Origin of the sequence: Terrisporobacter hibernicus, from assembly GCF_020809405.1 — a bacterium.
In the GTDB taxonomy this organism is placed as follows: Bacteria; Bacillota; Clostridia; order Peptostreptococcales; family Peptostreptococcaceae; genus Terrisporobacter; species Terrisporobacter petrolearius.
The window spans coordinates 2,308,301-2,325,162 of the sequence record NZ_CP081135.1 but is presented as its reverse complement, the minus strand read 5'-3'; the positions used below and the strand labels follow the sequence as shown (position 1 = coordinate 2,325,162).

General features: G+C 27.3%; 17 protein-coding genes. 5 read left to right on the top strand and 12 right to left on the bottom strand.

Annotated elements, in window-relative coordinates:
* Nucleotides 1-24: 24 nt before the first annotated feature.
* Both JW646_RS11495 and JW646_RS11490 read right to left on the bottom strand, forming a co-directional pair.
* Complete coding sequence (locus JW646_RS11495) at nt 25-720, bottom strand: CPBP family intramembrane glutamic endopeptidase (protein ID WP_148558255.1); 696 nt, start codon at nt 718-720, stop codon at nt 25-27.
* Between the two features lie 94 nt (nt 721-814).
* A complete protein-coding gene (locus tag JW646_RS11490) occupies nt 815-1,126 on the bottom strand; it encodes a helix-turn-helix domain-containing protein (RefSeq protein WP_074919823.1) in 312 nt (103 codons plus the stop codon).
* Nucleotides 1,127-1,520: 394 nt separating this feature from the next.
* On the opposite strand from JW646_RS11490, the gene JW646_RS11485 reads away from it, so the two are divergent.
* A complete protein-coding gene (locus JW646_RS11485; RefSeq protein WP_228415248.1) occupies nt 1,521-2,627 on the top strand; it encodes a DEAD/DEAH box helicase in 1,107 nt (368 codons plus the stop codon).
* Between the two features lie 40 nt (nt 2,628-2,667).
* On the opposite strand, the gene JW646_RS11480 is transcribed toward JW646_RS11485, so the two are convergent.
* The 8 genes from JW646_RS11480 to JW646_RS11445 all read right to left on the bottom strand — a co-directional run bounded on the left by JW646_RS11480 (nt 2,668) and on the right by JW646_RS11445 (nt 10,848).
* Nucleotides 2,668-2,934 carry a hypothetical protein gene (locus tag JW646_RS11480; RefSeq protein WP_074919825.1) on the bottom strand — a complete coding sequence of 89 codons (267 nt, stop codon included), beginning with the start codon at nt 2,932-2,934 and terminating at the stop codon, nt 2,668-2,670.
* A 112-nt stretch (nt 2,935-3,046) separates the two neighbouring features.
* Nucleotides 3,047-3,493 carry a YaiI/YqxD family protein gene (locus JW646_RS11475; protein ID WP_074919826.1) on the bottom strand — a complete coding sequence of 149 codons (447 nt, stop codon included), beginning with the start codon at nt 3,491-3,493 and terminating at the stop codon, nt 3,047-3,049.
* 15 nt (nt 3,494-3,508) lie between these two features.
* Nucleotides 3,509-4,369 (bottom strand): anti-sigma-I factor RsgI family protein, encoded by an 861-nt coding sequence (locus tag JW646_RS11470; RefSeq protein WP_228415247.1) that lies wholly within the window; start codon nt 4,367-4,369, stop codon nt 3,509-3,511.
* A gap of 8 nt (nt 4,370-4,377) precedes the next feature.
* Entirely contained in the window at nt 4,378-5,028 is a 651-nt protein-coding gene (locus JW646_RS11465; protein ID WP_228415246.1) for an RNA polymerase subunit sigma, read from the bottom strand.
* A gap of 191 nt (nt 5,029-5,219) precedes the next feature.
* On the bottom strand, nt 5,220-6,050 hold the full coding sequence (locus tag JW646_RS11460) for an aldo/keto reductase (protein WP_228415245.1): 831 nt from the start codon (nt 6,048-6,050) through the stop codon (nt 5,220-5,222).
* Between the two features lie 149 nt (nt 6,051-6,199).
* Nucleotides 6,200-8,056 carry an ABC transporter ATP-binding protein gene (locus JW646_RS11455; RefSeq protein WP_074919830.1) on the bottom strand — a complete coding sequence of 619 codons (1,857 nt, stop codon included), beginning with the start codon at nt 8,054-8,056 and terminating at the stop codon, nt 6,200-6,202.
* Nucleotides 8,049-10,352, bottom strand: coding sequence for an ABC transporter ATP-binding protein (locus JW646_RS11450; RefSeq protein ID WP_074919831.1), 2,304 nt, complete (start codon nt 10,350-10,352; stop codon nt 8,049-8,051). Before JW646_RS11450 ends, JW646_RS11455 begins: the two co-directional genes overlap by 8 nt.
* 28 nt (nt 10,353-10,380) lie before the next feature.
* Complete coding sequence (locus tag JW646_RS11445; RefSeq protein WP_074919832.1) at nt 10,381-10,848, bottom strand: MarR family transcriptional regulator; 468 nt, start codon at nt 10,846-10,848, stop codon at nt 10,381-10,383.
* A 338-nt stretch (nt 10,849-11,186) separates the two neighbouring features.
* Between JW646_RS11445 and JW646_RS11440 the strand changes: the two genes are divergently transcribed.
* The 3 genes from JW646_RS11440 (at nt 11,187) to JW646_RS11430 (ending at nt 14,157) form a co-directional block, all read left to right on the top strand.
* Nucleotides 11,187-11,912, top strand: a complete 726-nt coding sequence (locus tag JW646_RS11440) for a hypothetical protein (RefSeq protein ID WP_074919833.1) — start codon at nt 11,187-11,189, stop codon at nt 11,910-11,912.
* Nucleotides 11,913-12,306: 394 nt separating this feature from the next.
* Nucleotides 12,307-13,638, top strand: a complete 1,332-nt coding sequence (locus JW646_RS11435) for a CoA-disulfide reductase (protein WP_148558247.1) — start codon at nt 12,307-12,309, stop codon at nt 13,636-13,638.
* 15 nt (nt 13,639-13,653) lie between these two features.
* Complete coding sequence (locus tag JW646_RS11430; protein ID WP_228415244.1) at nt 13,654-14,157, top strand: thioredoxin family protein; 504 nt, start codon at nt 13,654-13,656, stop codon at nt 14,155-14,157.
* Between the two features lie 64 nt (nt 14,158-14,221).
* Here the strand turns inward: JW646_RS11430 and ilvA are convergent, their stop codons facing one another.
* Together ilvA and JW646_RS11420 are read right to left on the bottom strand one after the other, a co-directional pair.
* A complete protein-coding gene (gene ilvA, locus JW646_RS11425; RefSeq protein ID WP_074919836.1) occupies nt 14,222-15,439 on the bottom strand; it encodes a threonine ammonia-lyase in 1,218 nt (405 codons plus the stop codon).
* Nucleotides 15,440-15,866: 427 nt separating this feature from the next.
* A complete protein-coding gene (locus JW646_RS11420) occupies nt 15,867-16,037 on the bottom strand; it encodes a (2Fe-2S)-binding protein (RefSeq protein WP_074919837.1) in 171 nt (56 codons plus the stop codon).
* A 152-nt stretch (nt 16,038-16,189) separates the two neighbouring features.
* Here JW646_RS11420 and JW646_RS11415 point away from each other — a divergent pair, with 152 nt between their 5' ends.
* Nucleotides 16,190-16,615 carry a putative ABC transporter permease gene (locus JW646_RS11415; RefSeq protein WP_074919838.1) on the top strand — a complete coding sequence of 142 codons (426 nt, stop codon included), beginning with the start codon at nt 16,190-16,192 and terminating at the stop codon, nt 16,613-16,615.
* Nucleotides 16,616-16,862 lie beyond the last annotated feature (247 nt).

The window sequence follows — 16,862 nt, the reverse complement described above, 5'->3', positions numbered from 1 at the left end:
AGTTATTCTATATTTATTAAAAACTTATCGTACAAAAAAAACATTCATCAAACTATGCATAAATATACATAAATAAGTGTCTTTATATTTTATTTTAACTATTCCAAGTATAAATGCTATTATTAAACCAAAGAATACTTTTGAAATAATTATATCGATTGTAAAAAATGAACTACCAACCACACTTAAGTTCTGACTTACTATGTCCCAATAACCTATTTTAAATAGAGCTGATAACAAACTTACAATTACTAAAACTTTTTTTTCGTCTTTTTGAAAACTTCTAATATAGTTCCATATATAATCTCTAAAAATCACTTCTTCAAATATAGGCTGAACTATTAAAGCTAATGTAAGTATTATCAAATTAGATGATACATATCCTCCATAAAAATATGGTGATACAAATATGGCACATAAAGCTATACCACCTAATATTAATCTAATATTTTTATTATCATATCTGTTATTTAACTTAACCAACCTTTGTCCAGGCGGATTGAATAAATCATTTCCCCTCAAAATAAGAGAAAAACTTATACCAACTAACATAATAGATATAATGTTAGCAATATTAACATTTTCCAATGTGAAGTTTAACTGACTTAAAAATATATATTTTATAATTACCCTAGCAATCTGTACTATAACCATCAAAATAATAGCATCTAGAACATATTCTTTATTTTTAGAAATATATCTATCTTCTTTTATATTCACACATATCACCCACAATTTATTTTGTATAGTATTCATTATAGCACAGTATTAGTAATATATAGAAATATAAAATCATAATAATTTAAGTCTTTAATTAGTCGTATAATCCATTTAAAACTCTACAAACTGTTGCCTTGCTCCATGAAGTTTCCTTTGATATTTCTCGATAGCTAAGCCCATCATTTCTTAGCTCTTTTATTTGCTCAATATCCGAGTCCTTAATTTGCTTTTCTTTTGGTTTCAAATTGTTTCTTAATAATCTTAAATGCTCTATCTCCTCTTTTAAGCTCTCTATTTCCATTTGCTTTGCTCTTAATTTTTCTTCGTAAGCATCTCTCATTTCATTAAACTCTTTAATATAATTAACTTTCCAATCATCTTGTGATTTTGTTTTAAATAATCCCATTTTATTACACCTCTATTCATATTTATTTCCTTCAATATATGATAGTTTCTTTGTTTACAAGGAAATCCCTTGTAATTTACACGTAAATCTATTCTAAAAATTAGGCTAAAATTCAACCTTTTTTATTAATTTTCAAAATATTATTTTATTTTTCTATGAATTAAGAGTATCTTCTTGGTTAAATATTAAAATAATAATATTTAATTTGCATTGGCGTAGGATTTATTCTTCTAATGTGATATTATAAATTAGATAAAAAATATATAAAATTAACTTCTCTTTACATACTATATATCTTTCCTATGGCTTTAAACTAATATATAGGAACTTTTACTTAGATATATTTGTTACTTAAAATTTAGAGAAGTAAAATTTATAAAGAGAGGTCGTAAATATGAATTTTAAAGAATTAGGCATAGGTAATGACTTAGTAAATGAGTTAAGTCAAATAGGAATAAAAGCTCCTACACCTATACAAGAAGAAGCTATTCCTTTAATTTTAAATAAAAAAGATATAATTGCTCAATCTCAAACTGGTACAGGTAAAACCTTCGCCTTCTTATTACCAATGTTTGAGAATATTAATCCAAAAGATAATAATATTCAGGGATTGATTATTACCCCAACTAGAGAACTTGCTATTCAAATAAGTGAAGCTGCTCAAAAACTAAATATAGCTAAAGAAATAAATATATTAGCTGCTTACGGTGGAAAAGATATAAAATCTCAATTAAATAAATTAAAAAGAAGTATTCATTTAGTAATTGCTACTCCAGGTAGACTACTAGATCATATAGATAGAGATTCTATAAACCTTAGTAAGTTAAAAACACTTGTTATAGATGAAGCTGACCAAATGCTTTTAATGGGCTTTAAGAACGAAATGGAAGCCATTATAAAAGAAACTAATAAAAAAAGACAAACTTTGTGTTTTTCAGCAACTATGGATTCTGATGTAAAGAAACTAGCTTATAGACATACAAAAGAGCCTGCTGAAATAACTATCAAAAGCAAAGAAATTACTATTGATACTATAAAACAAGAAGTTGTTGAAACTACAGATAGACATAAAAAAGATGCTTTATGTAAAGTTTTGAATGAAGATAATCCATTTATGGCAATTATTTTTTGTAGAACAAAAAGAAGAGTTGATGCTTTAGAAGAGTCTCTTGCTATTGATGGCTATAATTGTGAAAAATTACATAGTGATATTTCTCAAGCTAAGCGTGAGAGAATAATGAAATCTTTTAGAAAGGCTGATATTCAGTATCTAATCGCTACAGACGTAGCATCTAGAGGTCTTGATATTACTGGTATAACTCATATTTATAACTATGATATCCCAGAAACTAGTGAAGATTATATTCATCGTATAGGCAGAACTGGTAGAGCTGGAGAAGATGGTTATACTTGTATGTTTGTTGATCCTAAAAATACTAGAACATTAGAAGAAATTGAAAGTGATATTAAATATAAAATACCTAGGAGAGTTTTAAAATAAGTTTAATATAAAAAACCTATCTAATTTTAGATAGGTTTTTTTAATTGTGATCAATCATAAATTTAAATTTAATACATAAATCATGCTTACATAGATCTATCAACTTGTAAGCTACATGGTTTTTGGGTTCATTATCATTCTCATCTTCATCAATACCAACAGATACTATTTTTTGATTTTCATAATCAAATTTAATATTAATATTAGGTGTATAAAAGTCTTTTATATCCACAGAAAAGTCATATAATTTATCTTCTTGCTTTCTTTCAATACCCTTAATTACTAAATGTTTATTTTCAAATAACAAATTATCACCATCCTTATATAATCTATATTTTCCACACTTAGAAAATTTATAAATAAAAAACAGTATTAATTTATTAATACTGTTTTTTATATTTTTTCATTATAAAATTCTTTTAAATACTAATAAAAGATCTTTTACAAACTTTAACTAAAGTCTTTTCAAAATTAATATTATCTTCTCTAGATCTTTTCTTAGGTCCTTTAACCCTACCTCCACTTTTTCTAATTTTCTTAGAAATATGTCTGTTATAAAGTAACCTATCAATATTATCGTTTGTATAGATTAAACCATTTTGATTTATAACATAGGACGCTTTATTAATTGCCATTGCGGCTAAGCCGTAATCTTGTGTTATAACTATATCTTCTTTTTGAAGAAGGTTTATAAGGGCAAAATCAACGGAATCTGCTCCTTTTGAAAACACCATTGTTTTTGCTCCTTCTTTATTAAAAACATGGGAAGTATCACACATTATAATCACATCTATATTAAATTGTTTTGACACCTTTATTGTCAAATCTATTACAGGACATCCATCCCCATCAATTAATATTTTCATATTATCTCCTATTTTTTAATCATCGTCTTTATCATCATCGTCGTCATCGTCATCGTCATCGCCATCATCGTCGTCTTCATCATCAGATTCATTTTCAGTTCTATCTTCTAACTCATCTTGCAACTCATCCATGACTTCTTCATTTAGATAAACATTATCTTTACCTTTTGTACCTAGAAGAGCCATAATCTCATCAACAGACATATTTTCTATGGTATCTTCTAAAGTATCTTCATCTAGATCACATAACGCTTCATATCTGCCTATACTTACACCTTTTTCCTTTGCAAGTGCTATATCTTCTTCATTTCCCTTTAGATAAACAAACTTTGTATTATTTAATCCTTTACTAACTGTATCTTTTACTTCACTTTCATATTTATCATTACTTATTTTATTAGTAAAAGTAAATCCTACTATACCTTCTTTACTCTCACCATGATTTTTACTTAAATATTTCTCTAAGATATTTATACCTTCCTCTAATGTTTTGCCCTTTAATTCTTCTAAATTAATTGTCTTTCCATCATCATTAACTCCGTAAACATTAACTATATTTTTATTTTTATCCAATTCGAACTCAATACTTGGATTAATATCTATGGACATTAAAGCATACGCTCCACCTGTAGTATTATTTTTTACTATAGGTACTACTAATAATACTAGCATTGCAGCAATAGTTAAAATAGGTATTATTCTATTTTTCATAGTATTTCTACTTTTAATTAATTCATATAAATCCTCTTCTAAGAAAAATATTGTATCTCCAACTTGCATGTTTTCCTTATTTCTTATCCTAACAACAGTAGAGTCGTCTTTTAGAACTAAGGAATACTTTTCTTTTACTTCAAGTATAATTCCTTTATTATACATAATTCAACCTACCTTTTTATCCATAATTTTAAATTTCTATAATTCTTGTCAAATATTATAATTACTGTAATAATAAACTTTTTACTACCTTTAATTATTTTTTCTGTCACATTAAATTGTAGTGAAATTCTTTTTATTGGTAATCTCTTTTTTTCATACATAAAATCTACTAAAGGTTTTTCTTTGCTGACTTTTTCAGATAAGTTTATAGCATTTTCTCTTGTTTTTTTATGTTTAGGGGCATCATCCACTAGATCCTCAAAATCAAAACCAAATTCCTTCATATGCACTTTTAAATTTTCTATTTCATCTTTTAAATAATTTTGATTGTCTATAGGATTAATAATTTCTTCACTAAATTCTATTCCTTCTTCTTTTAAACTTTCTAAGGATGGATCTAAACGATGTTTGTTTTCTTTTACTAAATAATTTTTTATTCTACTACTTATTACTAAACTTGCGAAAGGTAGAAATGGTCCTTTATCTTCACTATATTTTTTCATAGCTTCATGAAATGCCAGTACACCTATACTAAACTCTTCATCATTTTCAATTGAAACATACCTCTTAGTTACTTTACTTATTGATTTAATGATAAAAGAAAAATGTTCTTCAATAAATTTATTTTCCTCTATGAAATTGCTTCTTTTTAAATTCATTTATCTTCCTTTCTTTGTAATTTATATTAACTCCTTTATGATAATTAAAATTGTAATCCTACTTTTATAGCAAAAGAATCCAACTTCAATTCCTTTTATATTATATAATACAATTATTATTTATTATTTAGGTACTTTTTCCCTTATTAACATAATTTTTTAACAAAAAAAGAGATTTTAAAAAATCTCTTTTATACTACTTTATATAAATTTTCATACTTTTGTGGTTTCATTCTTTCATTTTTATTAATAGAATCTATTTTATCCATATCTTCTTTTTCTATATGAAAATCAAATATATCAATATTTTCTTTAATTCTATTAAGTTTGCTTGTTTTTGGTATGGCAATTACGTTATTTTGTAAATGCCATCTTAATATTATTTGTGCCTCACTTTTATTATATTTTTGAGATAACTGTTTAATTATATTATTTGATGACAACTGTCCTCTCATTATGGGACTCCATGCTTGAACTACAATATTATGTCTTTTGCAAACTTTTAATAATTCTTTTTCTGAGCGTTTAGGATGTATCTCTACTTGATTTACCATAGGGTTAATTTCTGAAAAACCTATAATTTCTTCTAGTTGTTTCACTGTAAAATTGCAAACTCCTATTGCTCTAACCTTTTTTTCTTTGTATAAATACTCCATCGCTCTCCAAGTTTCTTTAATATTTTCTGTTGGCCAATGTACTAAATATAAGTCTATGTATTCCAATCCCAACTTATCTAAAGATTTATTAAAGGCATTTATTGTATTTTCATATCCATCATCATCTATCCATACCTTTGTAGTTACAAATAGTTCTTCTCTAGGTATGCCTGCCTCTCTTATACCCTTTCCTACACCCTCTTCATTGTTATAAAAAGATGCTGTATCTATGCTTGTGTATCCTGAATTAATTGCTTCTTTTATAATATTACAGGCTTCATCATTTTCATTTTGTAATTTATACGTTCCAAATCCTATAATAGGAATTTCTACCCCATTAGATAATTGTCTAATCCTTCTTTCCATTTTTTTAACCTCCGCTAAAGTGTCCTTCATCAACCCACAATTTTAATAATATATTATTTATTGTGAACCATCAACTATATTAATATAACCAAAAACACCTTAAATATATAATATATTTAAGGTGTTTTACTATTTATATATGATTATATTTACATAGCTTCTTTGTTTTCAAATTGTGAATTATATAGATTTGCATAGAAACCATCTTTTGCTAATAATTCTTCGTGATTTCCTTGTTCAACAATATCCCCATCATTAATAACTAATATTAAATCTGCATTTCTTATAGTTGATAATCTGTGAGCAATTACAAAACTTGTTCTTCCTTCCATTAAATTATCCATAGCTTTTTGTATTAAAAGTTCAGTTCTTGTATCAACAGAACTTGTTGCTTCATCTAAGATTAGTATTTTAGGGTCTGCCAATATGGCACGAGCTATAGTTAATAATTGTTTTTGACCTTGAGATATATTACTTGATTCTTCATTCAATAACATATTATATCCATCTGGTAAAGTTTTTATAAAATGATGAACATGAGCTGCTTTAGCGGCATTTATTACTTCATCATCACTAGCATTTAATCTACCATATCTAATATTTTCTTTTATTGAACCACTAAATAACCAAGTATCTTGAAGAACCATTCCAAACAATTCTCTAAGTTCTCCTCTATTGAAGTCTTTAACGTTATGACCATCTACAAGAATTGCTCCAGAGTTCACATCGTAGAATCTCATTAACAATTTTATCATAGTTGATTTACCTGCTCCTGTAGGTCCAACTAGTGCAACTTTTTGTCCTGGTTTTACATGAGCTGTAAAGTCTTTAATTATAGTTCTGTTTTTATCGTATCCAAACTTAACATTTTCAAAATCAATTCTACCTTCTAATCCTTCTATACTTACAGGATTTTCTACTGTTACATCTTCTTCTTCTTCATTTAGGAATTCAAATACTCTCTCAGCTGCAGCTGCAGTAGATTGTAATTGATTTGATATTTGAGCCATTTGTGCTATTGGTTGATTAAAACTTCTTACGTATTGAATAAATGACTGTATATCTCCTACTTCAATTCTATTTTTTATAACTAAATATCCACCAAGTATTGAAACTACAACATAACTTAGATTTCCTACAAACATCATTATAGGTTGCATTATACTTGATAAAAATTGAGCTCTCCATGCTGAATCATATAGTTTGTTATTAATTTTATTGAATTCTTTTATAGATTCTTCTTCTCCGTTGAATGCTTGAACTACTGTGTGGCCACCATATAATTCTTCCACCTGTCCATTTACATTACCTAAGTACTCTTGTTGGCTCTTAAAGTACTTTTGAGATTTTTTAATAACAAAAGAAATTATAAACAATGATATTGGTATAACCACTAATGCACTAACTGTCATAAGTACACTTATAGTTAGCATCATTATTAATACTCCTACTAAAGTAGTAACAGAGGTTATTATTTGTGTTAAACTTTGATTTAAACTCATTGCTAAAGTGTCTATATCATTTGTAAACCTTGATAATACTTCCCCATGAGTTCTTGTGTCAAAATATTTCATAGGCAATCTATTTATTTTTTTCACTAATTCATCTCTAAGGTTATATGCTACCTTTTGAGAAATACCACTCATTACATAACCTTGGACAAATGAGAATATAGCACTAACTATATATAGTATAACTAAAACTATTAATATTCTTTTTATAGCTTCAAAATCTATTCCACTACCTTCTCCAGATACTTTGCCAACCAAACCATTAAATATCTCGGTTGTAGCTTTACCTAATATTTTAGGTCCTATTACTGAAAATGTTACACTTCCTATAGCAAATATAAATACTATTATTATTGATAATTTATATTTAGCCAAGTAAGACATTAGTGTTCTCATTGTACCCTTGAAGTCTTTAGCTTTTTCTACTGGTCCATTCATTGCAGGACCACCCATAGGTCCTCTCGGTCTTCTTTGTCTATTGTCTTCTCTACTCATTTTCTAACTCCTCCTTTGAAAGTTGTGATAATGCTATTTCTTTATAGATTTCACAATTTTTTAGAAGTTCTTTATGTGTTCCTATTCCAACTACTCTTCCTTCATCTAATACTACAATTTGATCTGCATCTAAAATTGTACTTATTCTTTGAGCTACTATTAAAACTGTACTCTCTTTAGTTTCTGTTTTTAATGCTTTACGAAGTTTTGCATCTGTTTTGAAATCTAGGGCAGAGAAACTATCATCAAATATAAATATTTCTGGATCTTTTGCTATTGCTCTAGCAATAGATAATCTTTGTTTCTGACCACCTGATACGTTTGATCCACCTTGGGATATTTCAGAATCAAATTTATCTTCTTTATCATTTATAAAATCTATTGATTGAGCTATCCTTGCTGCTTTTATTATTTCTTCTTCTGTAGCATCTTTTTTGCCGTATCTTAAGTTTGAATCAATTGTTCCAGAGAATAATATTCCTTTTTGCGGAACATATCCAATCTTTTGTCTTAAGTCATGAATTGATACATTTTTTATATCTGTTCCATTAACTTTAATTTCACCTTCTGTGACATCGTGGAATCTCGGTATTAAATTAATTAGTGTAGACTTTCCACTTCCAGTACTTCCAATAAATGCTGTTGTTTCACCTGGCTTTGCAGTAAAGTTAATATCATGTAATATTTTTTCATCTGCATCAGGGTACTTAAACGAAACATTTTTAAATTCAACTAAACCTTTTTTATTATTATCAAAAGTTTTAGGATTTTTATCTTCTTTAATTACTATATCTTTGTCTAACACTTCATTTATACGTTTAGCTGACACTGCTGCTCTTGGTAACATAACAGAGACCATTGATATCATTAAGAATGACATTACTATTTGCATTGTATATTGAATAAATGCCATCATATCTCCAACTTGCATTGCTCCTGTATCTATGTTTTTTGCACCTACCCATACTATTAATACTGATATAACGTTCATAACAAGCATCATAGCTGGCATCATACAAGACATCATTCTATTAACAAACATATTTACTTTAGTTAAATCTTTATTAACTCCATCAAATCTCTTTTCTTCAAATCTTTCTGTACTAAATGCACGTATAACAGGAAGTCCTGTTAGTATTTCTCTTGTTACTAAATTTAATTTATCTACTAGGTTTTGTAATAATTTAAATCTAGGCATTACTGTTGAGAATAATATACCTACTATTATAACAACACCTAAAACTGCCACACCTATAATCCATGTCATAGAGGTATTAGTATTAAGTGCTTTGTATATACCTCCCAGCGCCATAAATGGTGCATAAAATACCATTCTTAACATCATAACTGTCATTTGTTGTATTTGTTGTATATCATTTGTACTACGTGTTATTAATGATGCTGTAGAAAATTCAGACATTTCTTTACTAGAAAATCTCATTACTTTTTCAAATGTTTTAGATCTTAAAGTACGTCCTAAAGATGCTCCTACCTTTGATGCTAAAAATCCTACTGCAATAGCTGCTATCACACTTAATACAGTTATTCCAATCATTATTGCTCCTGTAGTAAGTATGTATTTTGTTTGAAGACTTCCAGTATCTATACCAATTTCATTGTATTCACTCTTAACAAAAGACACAGCCCCCTGGCTAATCATGGCTTCTGGTAAATCAACCAGTTGTTTATCAATTTCTTTAATTATGTCATTTCTTTGATCTTTTGTCATTGATTCCAACATAGCAAATATATCTATATTTTCTAAATTAGTATTCTTTGCAGAATTTGTCATGTTCCCTTGTGGCATGTTTTGTGATGACATATTAGATGTCATGTTCTTTTTCATCTGTTCTTGAATTATTTTACTTGATTCATCATCACTTTCTAATCCATATAGAATTAATTCTGGCTTACCAAGTATATTCTCTAATTTTGATAAAGTGTCTTCTTTATCTGTATTTAATAAATATAAATCTTCTTTATCTAAAGCTGGATATAATTCTTTGTACTTATTAAATTCATCACTACTTAAAGAATCCTTACTTAATAATTTATAATTGTCCAGTATAGTATTTTTATTTTTATCACTCATAAAAATAAAAAGTTTATCCATTTGGCTTTTTCTTATTGCATCTGGAACAGAATTTTCTATTCCTCCTTGTTGTATACCTATATTAATAATATTTGAAGTATAAGTAGGTAAAGATAGTTCACAGCTTGCTTGGCCTGCTAAAAGTAATATAATAATTAAAATTATAAAACTTGAATTTTTTAAATGCTTAAATATTTTTAACATCTTTTCTTCCTTTCTTCATTTTATGATTTTATTTTTCTGACTGCAATTCTTCTATAACATCATAAAGTTTTCCAAACAGACGAATTAAATTATCAGTATCTTCTTCACCCATTTTTTCAACTACTTGACAAGTAAAATTTTCAAATTTTCTATTTTGGTCTTTTAAAAACTCCTCTCCTTCTTGAGTCAACTTCACATATACTACTCTTCTGTCACTTTTGTTAGAAGTTCTTTGAATATATCCTTTTTCTTCCATAACATTTAACATTTTTGATGTTGCCGGCTTCGTAATACACAAATCTTTCGTTAACTCAGATGTCTTCATCCCATAATAATTTTCATCTTCTTTATTGCTCAAACAATTATTATAAATAACCTTCATTGTCATAAGCATACCTGGTTGAAATTCTTGAGATTTTTTATGTTTATGAGCTAGCTTTTTTATTTTTGCTATAGAATCTAAAAACTCTTTAGATTTTTTTTGTAGCATACTCATTTTTTTCATCCCCTTCTGTTTATTTTAGTTAACCATAATAATAGTTAACTAAAGCAACTATTATTATAAGAAACTTTTTTTATTAAGTCAAGTTAAATTTTATATTGTTAATACAATAACATTTTTAAGTATATAACATACTATTATTTCATTATTATTTGCACTTATATCTTTGTAATAATCTATTTTTATGTTGTAAATATTTGTATTTTATTTTGATTGATGACTTTTTAGAATGATTGGTAAATTTTTCACATTTATCGAATATAACTGATATAATTATATTAGATAGATTTTTATATATTATATATTTTTTTATAAGGGTGGGTTGATGAGTTATGAGGTTTGATTGTTTTTATTATCCTATTTTAAGTGAAGATGAATGCGTGGTTAGAAGTAATGAAGGAATTAAAGATTTCGATTTTGGAGATAAAGTTCCTACAAAAACTTTATATTACAACTACAATCCTAGCTTTGTTATTTTCCAAAATAGTAAGCTATTTATTGTTGAAGATGGTATCCTAAAGGAAGAAGCTAATGTAGATGATCTTAAGTTTCCATTAAAAATTATATTTAATCATGGAACTCAATTGACAATTGATAAAAAATCAGATTTATCATCTATTAGATTACTAGTGCCTGGATTTTTTGAAGATGAAAAAGATTTAGGTGAATTATTTTTCTTATCAGAAGTTTATACAAGAAGGATAAGAGATGCACAATATCGTGTAATGAATGAACTTACTAATTCAGTAATAGATGTTAAATATCTTAATGATGAAATTCACAATGCAACAAAAGGCCTATTAAGCCAATTAAAGGTTATACAAGAAAAATTCGTAAAATTAATTGATAGCAATCCTTGCTTAATTGATGATTATCTAAATTATATGAATTTCCATAACGAAGAAGATATGTTACAAATTGGAATTAATAAATATTTCGAGGAAGGCACAGAACAATATAATGAGTACAGAAAAAATTCTTTAATATACAATAGAAAGCCTATCTATCCTAAATTCAAACTAGAGCATCTAGTGAGCTCAATTAGCAAGTATAAATAATATTTAAAATTTTATAAGATATAAAAAAGCTATATCAAAACAAATTTATTGTTATGATATAGCTTTTTAAATTAATATCTCCCCAAATTGGATTTTACTAAGGTTCATTTATGTCAATCTGAGCAATTCACAAAGTATAATCGTCTAGTCCTATGCCTGAATATAAGTTATTCTGAGAAAAATTTGTATAAGTATATACAGCTACATCTATTCCTCTGTATTTAGATATATGTTTCCTCCAATATAATAATTTCTATATTTAAAAATAAATTAAATACCTTAATTTATTTTATTTTTCTTAGATAAATCTTGTGATTAGATTATTTATGCTCTTTTCAGGGTATTATCATAATGATAAAATAAATATTAATAATTTATACCTAAGGAGATAAAAATGAAAGTTATTATAATAGGAGCTGTAGCTGCAGGTATGTCTGCTGCTGCAAAATTAAAAAGAATAAAGCCTGATTATGAGGTTATAGTATATGAAAAAACTGACATAGTATCTTTTGGAGCGTGTGGCCTTCCTTATTATGTAGGCGGATTTTTCCAAGATTCTAATATGATGATTGCAAGAGAAAAGTCAAAATTTATAGAATCAGGAATAGATTTAAGAACTCTTAAAGAAGTTATAGATGTTAATGCAGATAGTAAAACTCTTACTATAAAAGATTCTTTAACTGAGGAAATCTTCACAGATAAATATGATAAATTAATGATTGCTACTGGGGCAAGTAGTATTATGCCTTCTTTAGACAAATCATATGAAAATTTAACTACCCTAAAAGATATGAATGATGGCTTAAAACTTAGAGAATTAATGAATAAGGAAGAAAATAATAATATAGTCATCCTAGGAGCTGGGTTTATAGGAATAGAAACTATTGAAGCTGCAAAAAAATTAAATAAAAATATTCATTTAGTAGGTAGAAGTAATAGAGTTTTAAATAAGGTATTTGATAAAGAAATTACTGATTTATTAGAAGAAGAATTAAAGAAGAATAATATATATTTGCATCTTGGCGAAACTGTTAAAGAATATGTTGGAAATAATAAAATCACAAAAGTCATAACCAATAATAGTGAAATAGATACTGATTTAGTAGTTATTGCCATAGGTGTAAAGCCTAATACTTCATTCTTAAAAAACACAAATATAGATATGCTTCCTAATGGAGCTATAATAGTTGACGAGGGCGGTAAAACCTCTATTAAAGATGTTTATTCTGCAGGAGATTGTGCAACTATAAAAAATCTAGTTACTAACGAAGATATGTATGTTCCTTTAGCTACTGGTGCAAATAAACTAGGTAGAATTGTAGGGGAAAATTTAGGTGGAATGAATTCTTCTTTTCCTGGTTCTTTAGCTTCTAGTTGTATAAAAGTTTTAGATATGGAGGCTGCTGTTACTGGCCTTACGGAAGGAAAAGCTAAGTCACTTAATATTGATTATAAAACTAAATGCATAACTAATTATAACCAAACACACTACTATCCAGGTCGTGAAAAATTATTAGTTAAATTAGTTTACCATGCAAAAACTAAAGTTATTCTTGGCGGTCAAATAGCTGGATACAAAGATGCTGTTCAAAGAGCTAATGTAATAGCTACAGCCATTACAGCAGGTATGACTACAGATCAACTTGGCATGCTAGACTTATGCTATGCCCCCCCATTTGCTACAACTTGGGATGTTTTAAATGTTGCAGGAAATGTAAGTAAATAACTTAGGAGGAAATCTATGAATCAAATGACATTGAAAGAATTATATCAAGTTGGCTATTCTTTTGAAACCTCAGTTGGTGAAGGTTCAAAAAGTGAAAGAGCAAGGATAGCAAAAAATTCATCTAGAATAGTTTTAGACGATGAGTTAACAAATAATATTATGAGTTTTGACAAAGAAATAAAGTTCTTAGTTGCTGGAGAAATATGGTGTCCTGATTATCAGTTAAATGGATCTGTAATAAAAAAATTTATAGATTTAAATACTAATTTTGATATGTCTATAATTACTATGTCTAGAGGCAAAAAATTTTTAGAGCCCATCTTAGGCATAGAAAATGCTAAGTATCCATTAATAGTTGTTCTAGACAGGAACTTTAATATTCTTGGATCTTTTGAAGAAAGGCCTGAAATCGTAAAAAACTCAAAAAACTTCGATGAAATAAAGCTTAATTACTATAAAGGCAAGTATTTAACAAATTCTGCAAATGATATTTGGAGTATAATAAAAAACCATAAATAACAAAAAAGACTATCATATTGATAGTCTTTTAATCTATATTTTATTCCCTATTAAATATATCTTTTTATAATTCAGTTACTTTAAATCCAGCTGCTTCTATTTCACTTTTTATTTTAGCTATATGATCATGATCAAAAGTTTCAAGTATGAACTCTGCTGATTGTTTTCCTATAGCTCCACCTGAAGATAATCTAGTTTGATTAGCATTTAATATATTTGCATTATTTTCGCTTATTATTTTTATTAATTGTAAAAATCCTCCTGGTTTATCAGTCATTATAGTAGAGAATGAATATCTTCTTCCTTCTTTAGCTAAACCTGCACCTATAACTCTGTATAATGTGTTAACGTCTACATTTCCACCAGAAACTATACAAACAACTTTTTCCCCTGAAGCTGGTTGATATTTTTTAGATAATAAAGCTGCTGTTGAAACTGCTCCAGCACCTTCAGAAACTATTTTTTGATGTTCTAATAAGAATAACATTCCTTGAGCTATTTCTTCTTCAGTTACTGTTATTACTTGGTCAACTAATTCTTTTATTATTTCAAAAGTATCATCTCCTGGAGTTTTAACAGCTATACCATCAGCTATTGTAGCAGCATGGAAAGCAGTTGTAACCTTTCCATTCTTTACTGATTCTTGCATTGAAGGTATGTTTGCAGTTTGAACACCTACAATTTTAACATTTGGGTTTAAAGCTTTTGCGGCTACTGCAACACCAGCTATTATTCCCCCACCACCAATTGGGCAAAGTATAGTGTCTACTTCATTATTTAATTGTTCAAATATTTCTAAAGAAATTGTTCCTTGTCCAGCCATTACATATTCGTTGTTGAATGGATGTATGAAAGTAGCACCAGTTTCTTTTTGTATTTCTACAGCTTTTGCATAAGCATCATCATAAACTTCCCCATTTAATACAACTTCTGCTCCATATCCCCTAGTCGCAGAAACCTTTGCAAGAGGTGCAGTAGCAGGCATTACTATTGTAGCTTTTATTCCAGTCATCTGTGCCCCTAATGCAACACCTTGAGCATGATTTCCAGCACTTGAAGCTATGACACCGTTTGCTTTTTGTTCCTCAGTTAAATTTGCTATAGTGTTAACAGCTCCTCTTACCTTGAAAGATCCTGTCTTTTGTAAGTTTTCACACTTATAGAAAACGTTAGCCCCTGTCATTTCACTTAAAGTTTTGCTTTCTAAAACAGGAGTTTCTTTAACTACACCTTTAATAGTTTCTTGAGCTTTTTTTACATCATTTAAAGTAACTTTTAACATATTAATCTTCCCTCTCTTTTTATATATAATAAAATGTTTTGTATTAGTAAATCATTTTCCCACCTTGTAAAACATTTTCCTAATCTATTCCTTAAGTACGAATTTATTATACAATAATCATATAAAAATATCAAATAACTTTATTTTATATCGCTAATAAAAATTATCCATATTATTTTCTTATTATATTTAGAATATTTAGCATATTTTTTAAAGTTGGCTTTAACACTTAATTGGAGGAAATAACCATATTATGAATTAGAATCATTTTACCAAATGTTTACATAAAAATATCCTTAAATTACCAGTATAATTTATAAATTTTAGGGTATATTTTGTACAAATTTCTAATATTATATCAAAAAAAATTTTACATATGCACAAAAATAAGAGGACTTTTAGTCCTCTTATTACAGTGTATTAATTATTATAATACTTCTTTAAGTGCTTCTTCAATTTCACAGTCACATCCACCACAGATTGTTCCTGCTTCAGTCATTTCCTTTATATCTTCTACTGTTTTAGCTCCATTAGCTACAGCTTTTTTTATATCCTCTAATGAAGTTCCCATGCAATCGCATATTATTCTATCTGACATTATAATTACCTCCTAATTGTCTTTTGTAATATACATTTACCCCTTATTTGTTTTGCCTAAACAAAATTTGTTACTTTTTTTCCCATGTATGTTAATCCATTGGTTAGAAAAAATAATTACTAATACTAAGAAATTTATAAGGAGTAGAATCTATGAAAATTTTAAATACTATACTAAAATACTTAACATTATTTCTCATAGGAGGTATAACCTATTATTTCATTGAAATTGTTTATAGAGGATATTCTCATTACTCAATGATAATAGTAGGCGGTCTTTGCTTTATACTTATAGGATCTATAAACGAATTTTCAAATAAAGAAATTCCTTTATTACTTCAAATGTTAATTTCTGTTCTTATAGTTAATATTGTAGAATTAGTTTCAGGAATTATAATAAATAGAATATTATTGCTAAACGTATGGGATTATTCACAGCTAAAATATAATTTTTTAGGTCAAATATCATTAAATAGCTCTATTGCTTGGTTCTTCCTATCACTTTTTGCCATATATATGGATGATTTATTAAGATATGTTATTTTTAAGGAAAAGAAGCCAAGATATAAATTTATATAAAAAAATAAAGCCCTGCTACGAGGGTACAGGGCTTAAGGTTTATAATGATAGATAAAAGAGTGTGAGGGAATCTATCATTATACGGGTATTTAAGTAAATTATTAAGCTAGTCTTTCTATGATTTAATAATACCTTATTAATATGAATTTAATGTAAATTTTTTATGAATGAATGTAGAATTTTAGCTATATATACTTTTTAATTTTATATTTCAAAAATAATTCACTATAATTTATAGAACAACAAT

Bases quoted from the DNA above. Each gene is read 5' to 3' on its own strand.
- JW646_RS11490 (WP_074919823.1), bottom strand. From the start codon at position 1,126: ATGGGATTATTTAAAACAAAATCACAAGATGATTGGAAAGTTAATTAT.
- JW646_RS11485 (WP_228415248.1), top strand. From the start codon at position 1,521: ATGAATTTTAAAGAATTAGGCATAGGTAATGACTTAGTAAATGAGTTA.
- JW646_RS11475 (WP_074919826.1), bottom strand. From the start codon at position 3,493: ATGAAAATATTAATTGATGGGGATGGATGTCCTGTAATAGATTTGACA.
- JW646_RS11470 (WP_228415247.1), bottom strand. From the start codon at position 4,369: ATGTATAATAAAGGAATTATACTTGAAGTAAAAGAAAAGTATTCCTTA.
- JW646_RS11465 (WP_228415246.1), bottom strand. From the start codon at position 5,028: ATGAATTTAAAAAGAAGCAATTTCATAGAGGAAAATAAATTTATTGAA.
- JW646_RS11460 (WP_228415245.1), bottom strand. From the start codon at position 6,050: ATGGAAAGAAGGATTAGACAATTATCTAATGGGGTAGAAATTCCTATT.
- JW646_RS11455 (WP_074919830.1), bottom strand. From the start codon at position 8,056: ATGAGTAGAGAAGACAATAGACAAAGAAGACCGAGAGGACCTATGGGT.
- JW646_RS11450 (WP_074919831.1), bottom strand. From the start codon at position 10,352: ATGTTAAAAATATTTAAGCATTTAAAAAATTCAAGTTTTATAATTTTA.
- JW646_RS11445 (WP_074919832.1), bottom strand. From the start codon at position 10,848: ATGAGTATGCTACAAAAAAAATCTAAAGAGTTTTTAGATTCTATAGCA.
- JW646_RS11440 (WP_074919833.1), top strand. From the start codon at position 11,187: ATGAGGTTTGATTGTTTTTATTATCCTATTTTAAGTGAAGATGAATGC.
- JW646_RS11435 (WP_148558247.1), top strand. From the start codon at position 12,307: ATGAAAGTTATTATAATAGGAGCTGTAGCTGCAGGTATGTCTGCTGCT.
- JW646_RS11430 (WP_228415244.1), top strand. From the start codon at position 13,654: ATGAATCAAATGACATTGAAAGAATTATATCAAGTTGGCTATTCTTTT.
- ilvA (WP_074919836.1), bottom strand. From the start codon at position 15,439: ATGTTAAAAGTTACTTTAAATGATGTAAAAAAAGCTCAAGAAACTATT.
- JW646_RS11420 (WP_074919837.1), bottom strand. From the start codon at position 16,037: ATGTCAGATAGAATAATATGCGATTGCATGGGAACTTCATTAGAGGAT.
- JW646_RS11415 (WP_074919838.1), top strand. From the start codon at position 16,190: ATGAAAATTTTAAATACTATACTAAAATACTTAACATTATTTCTCATA.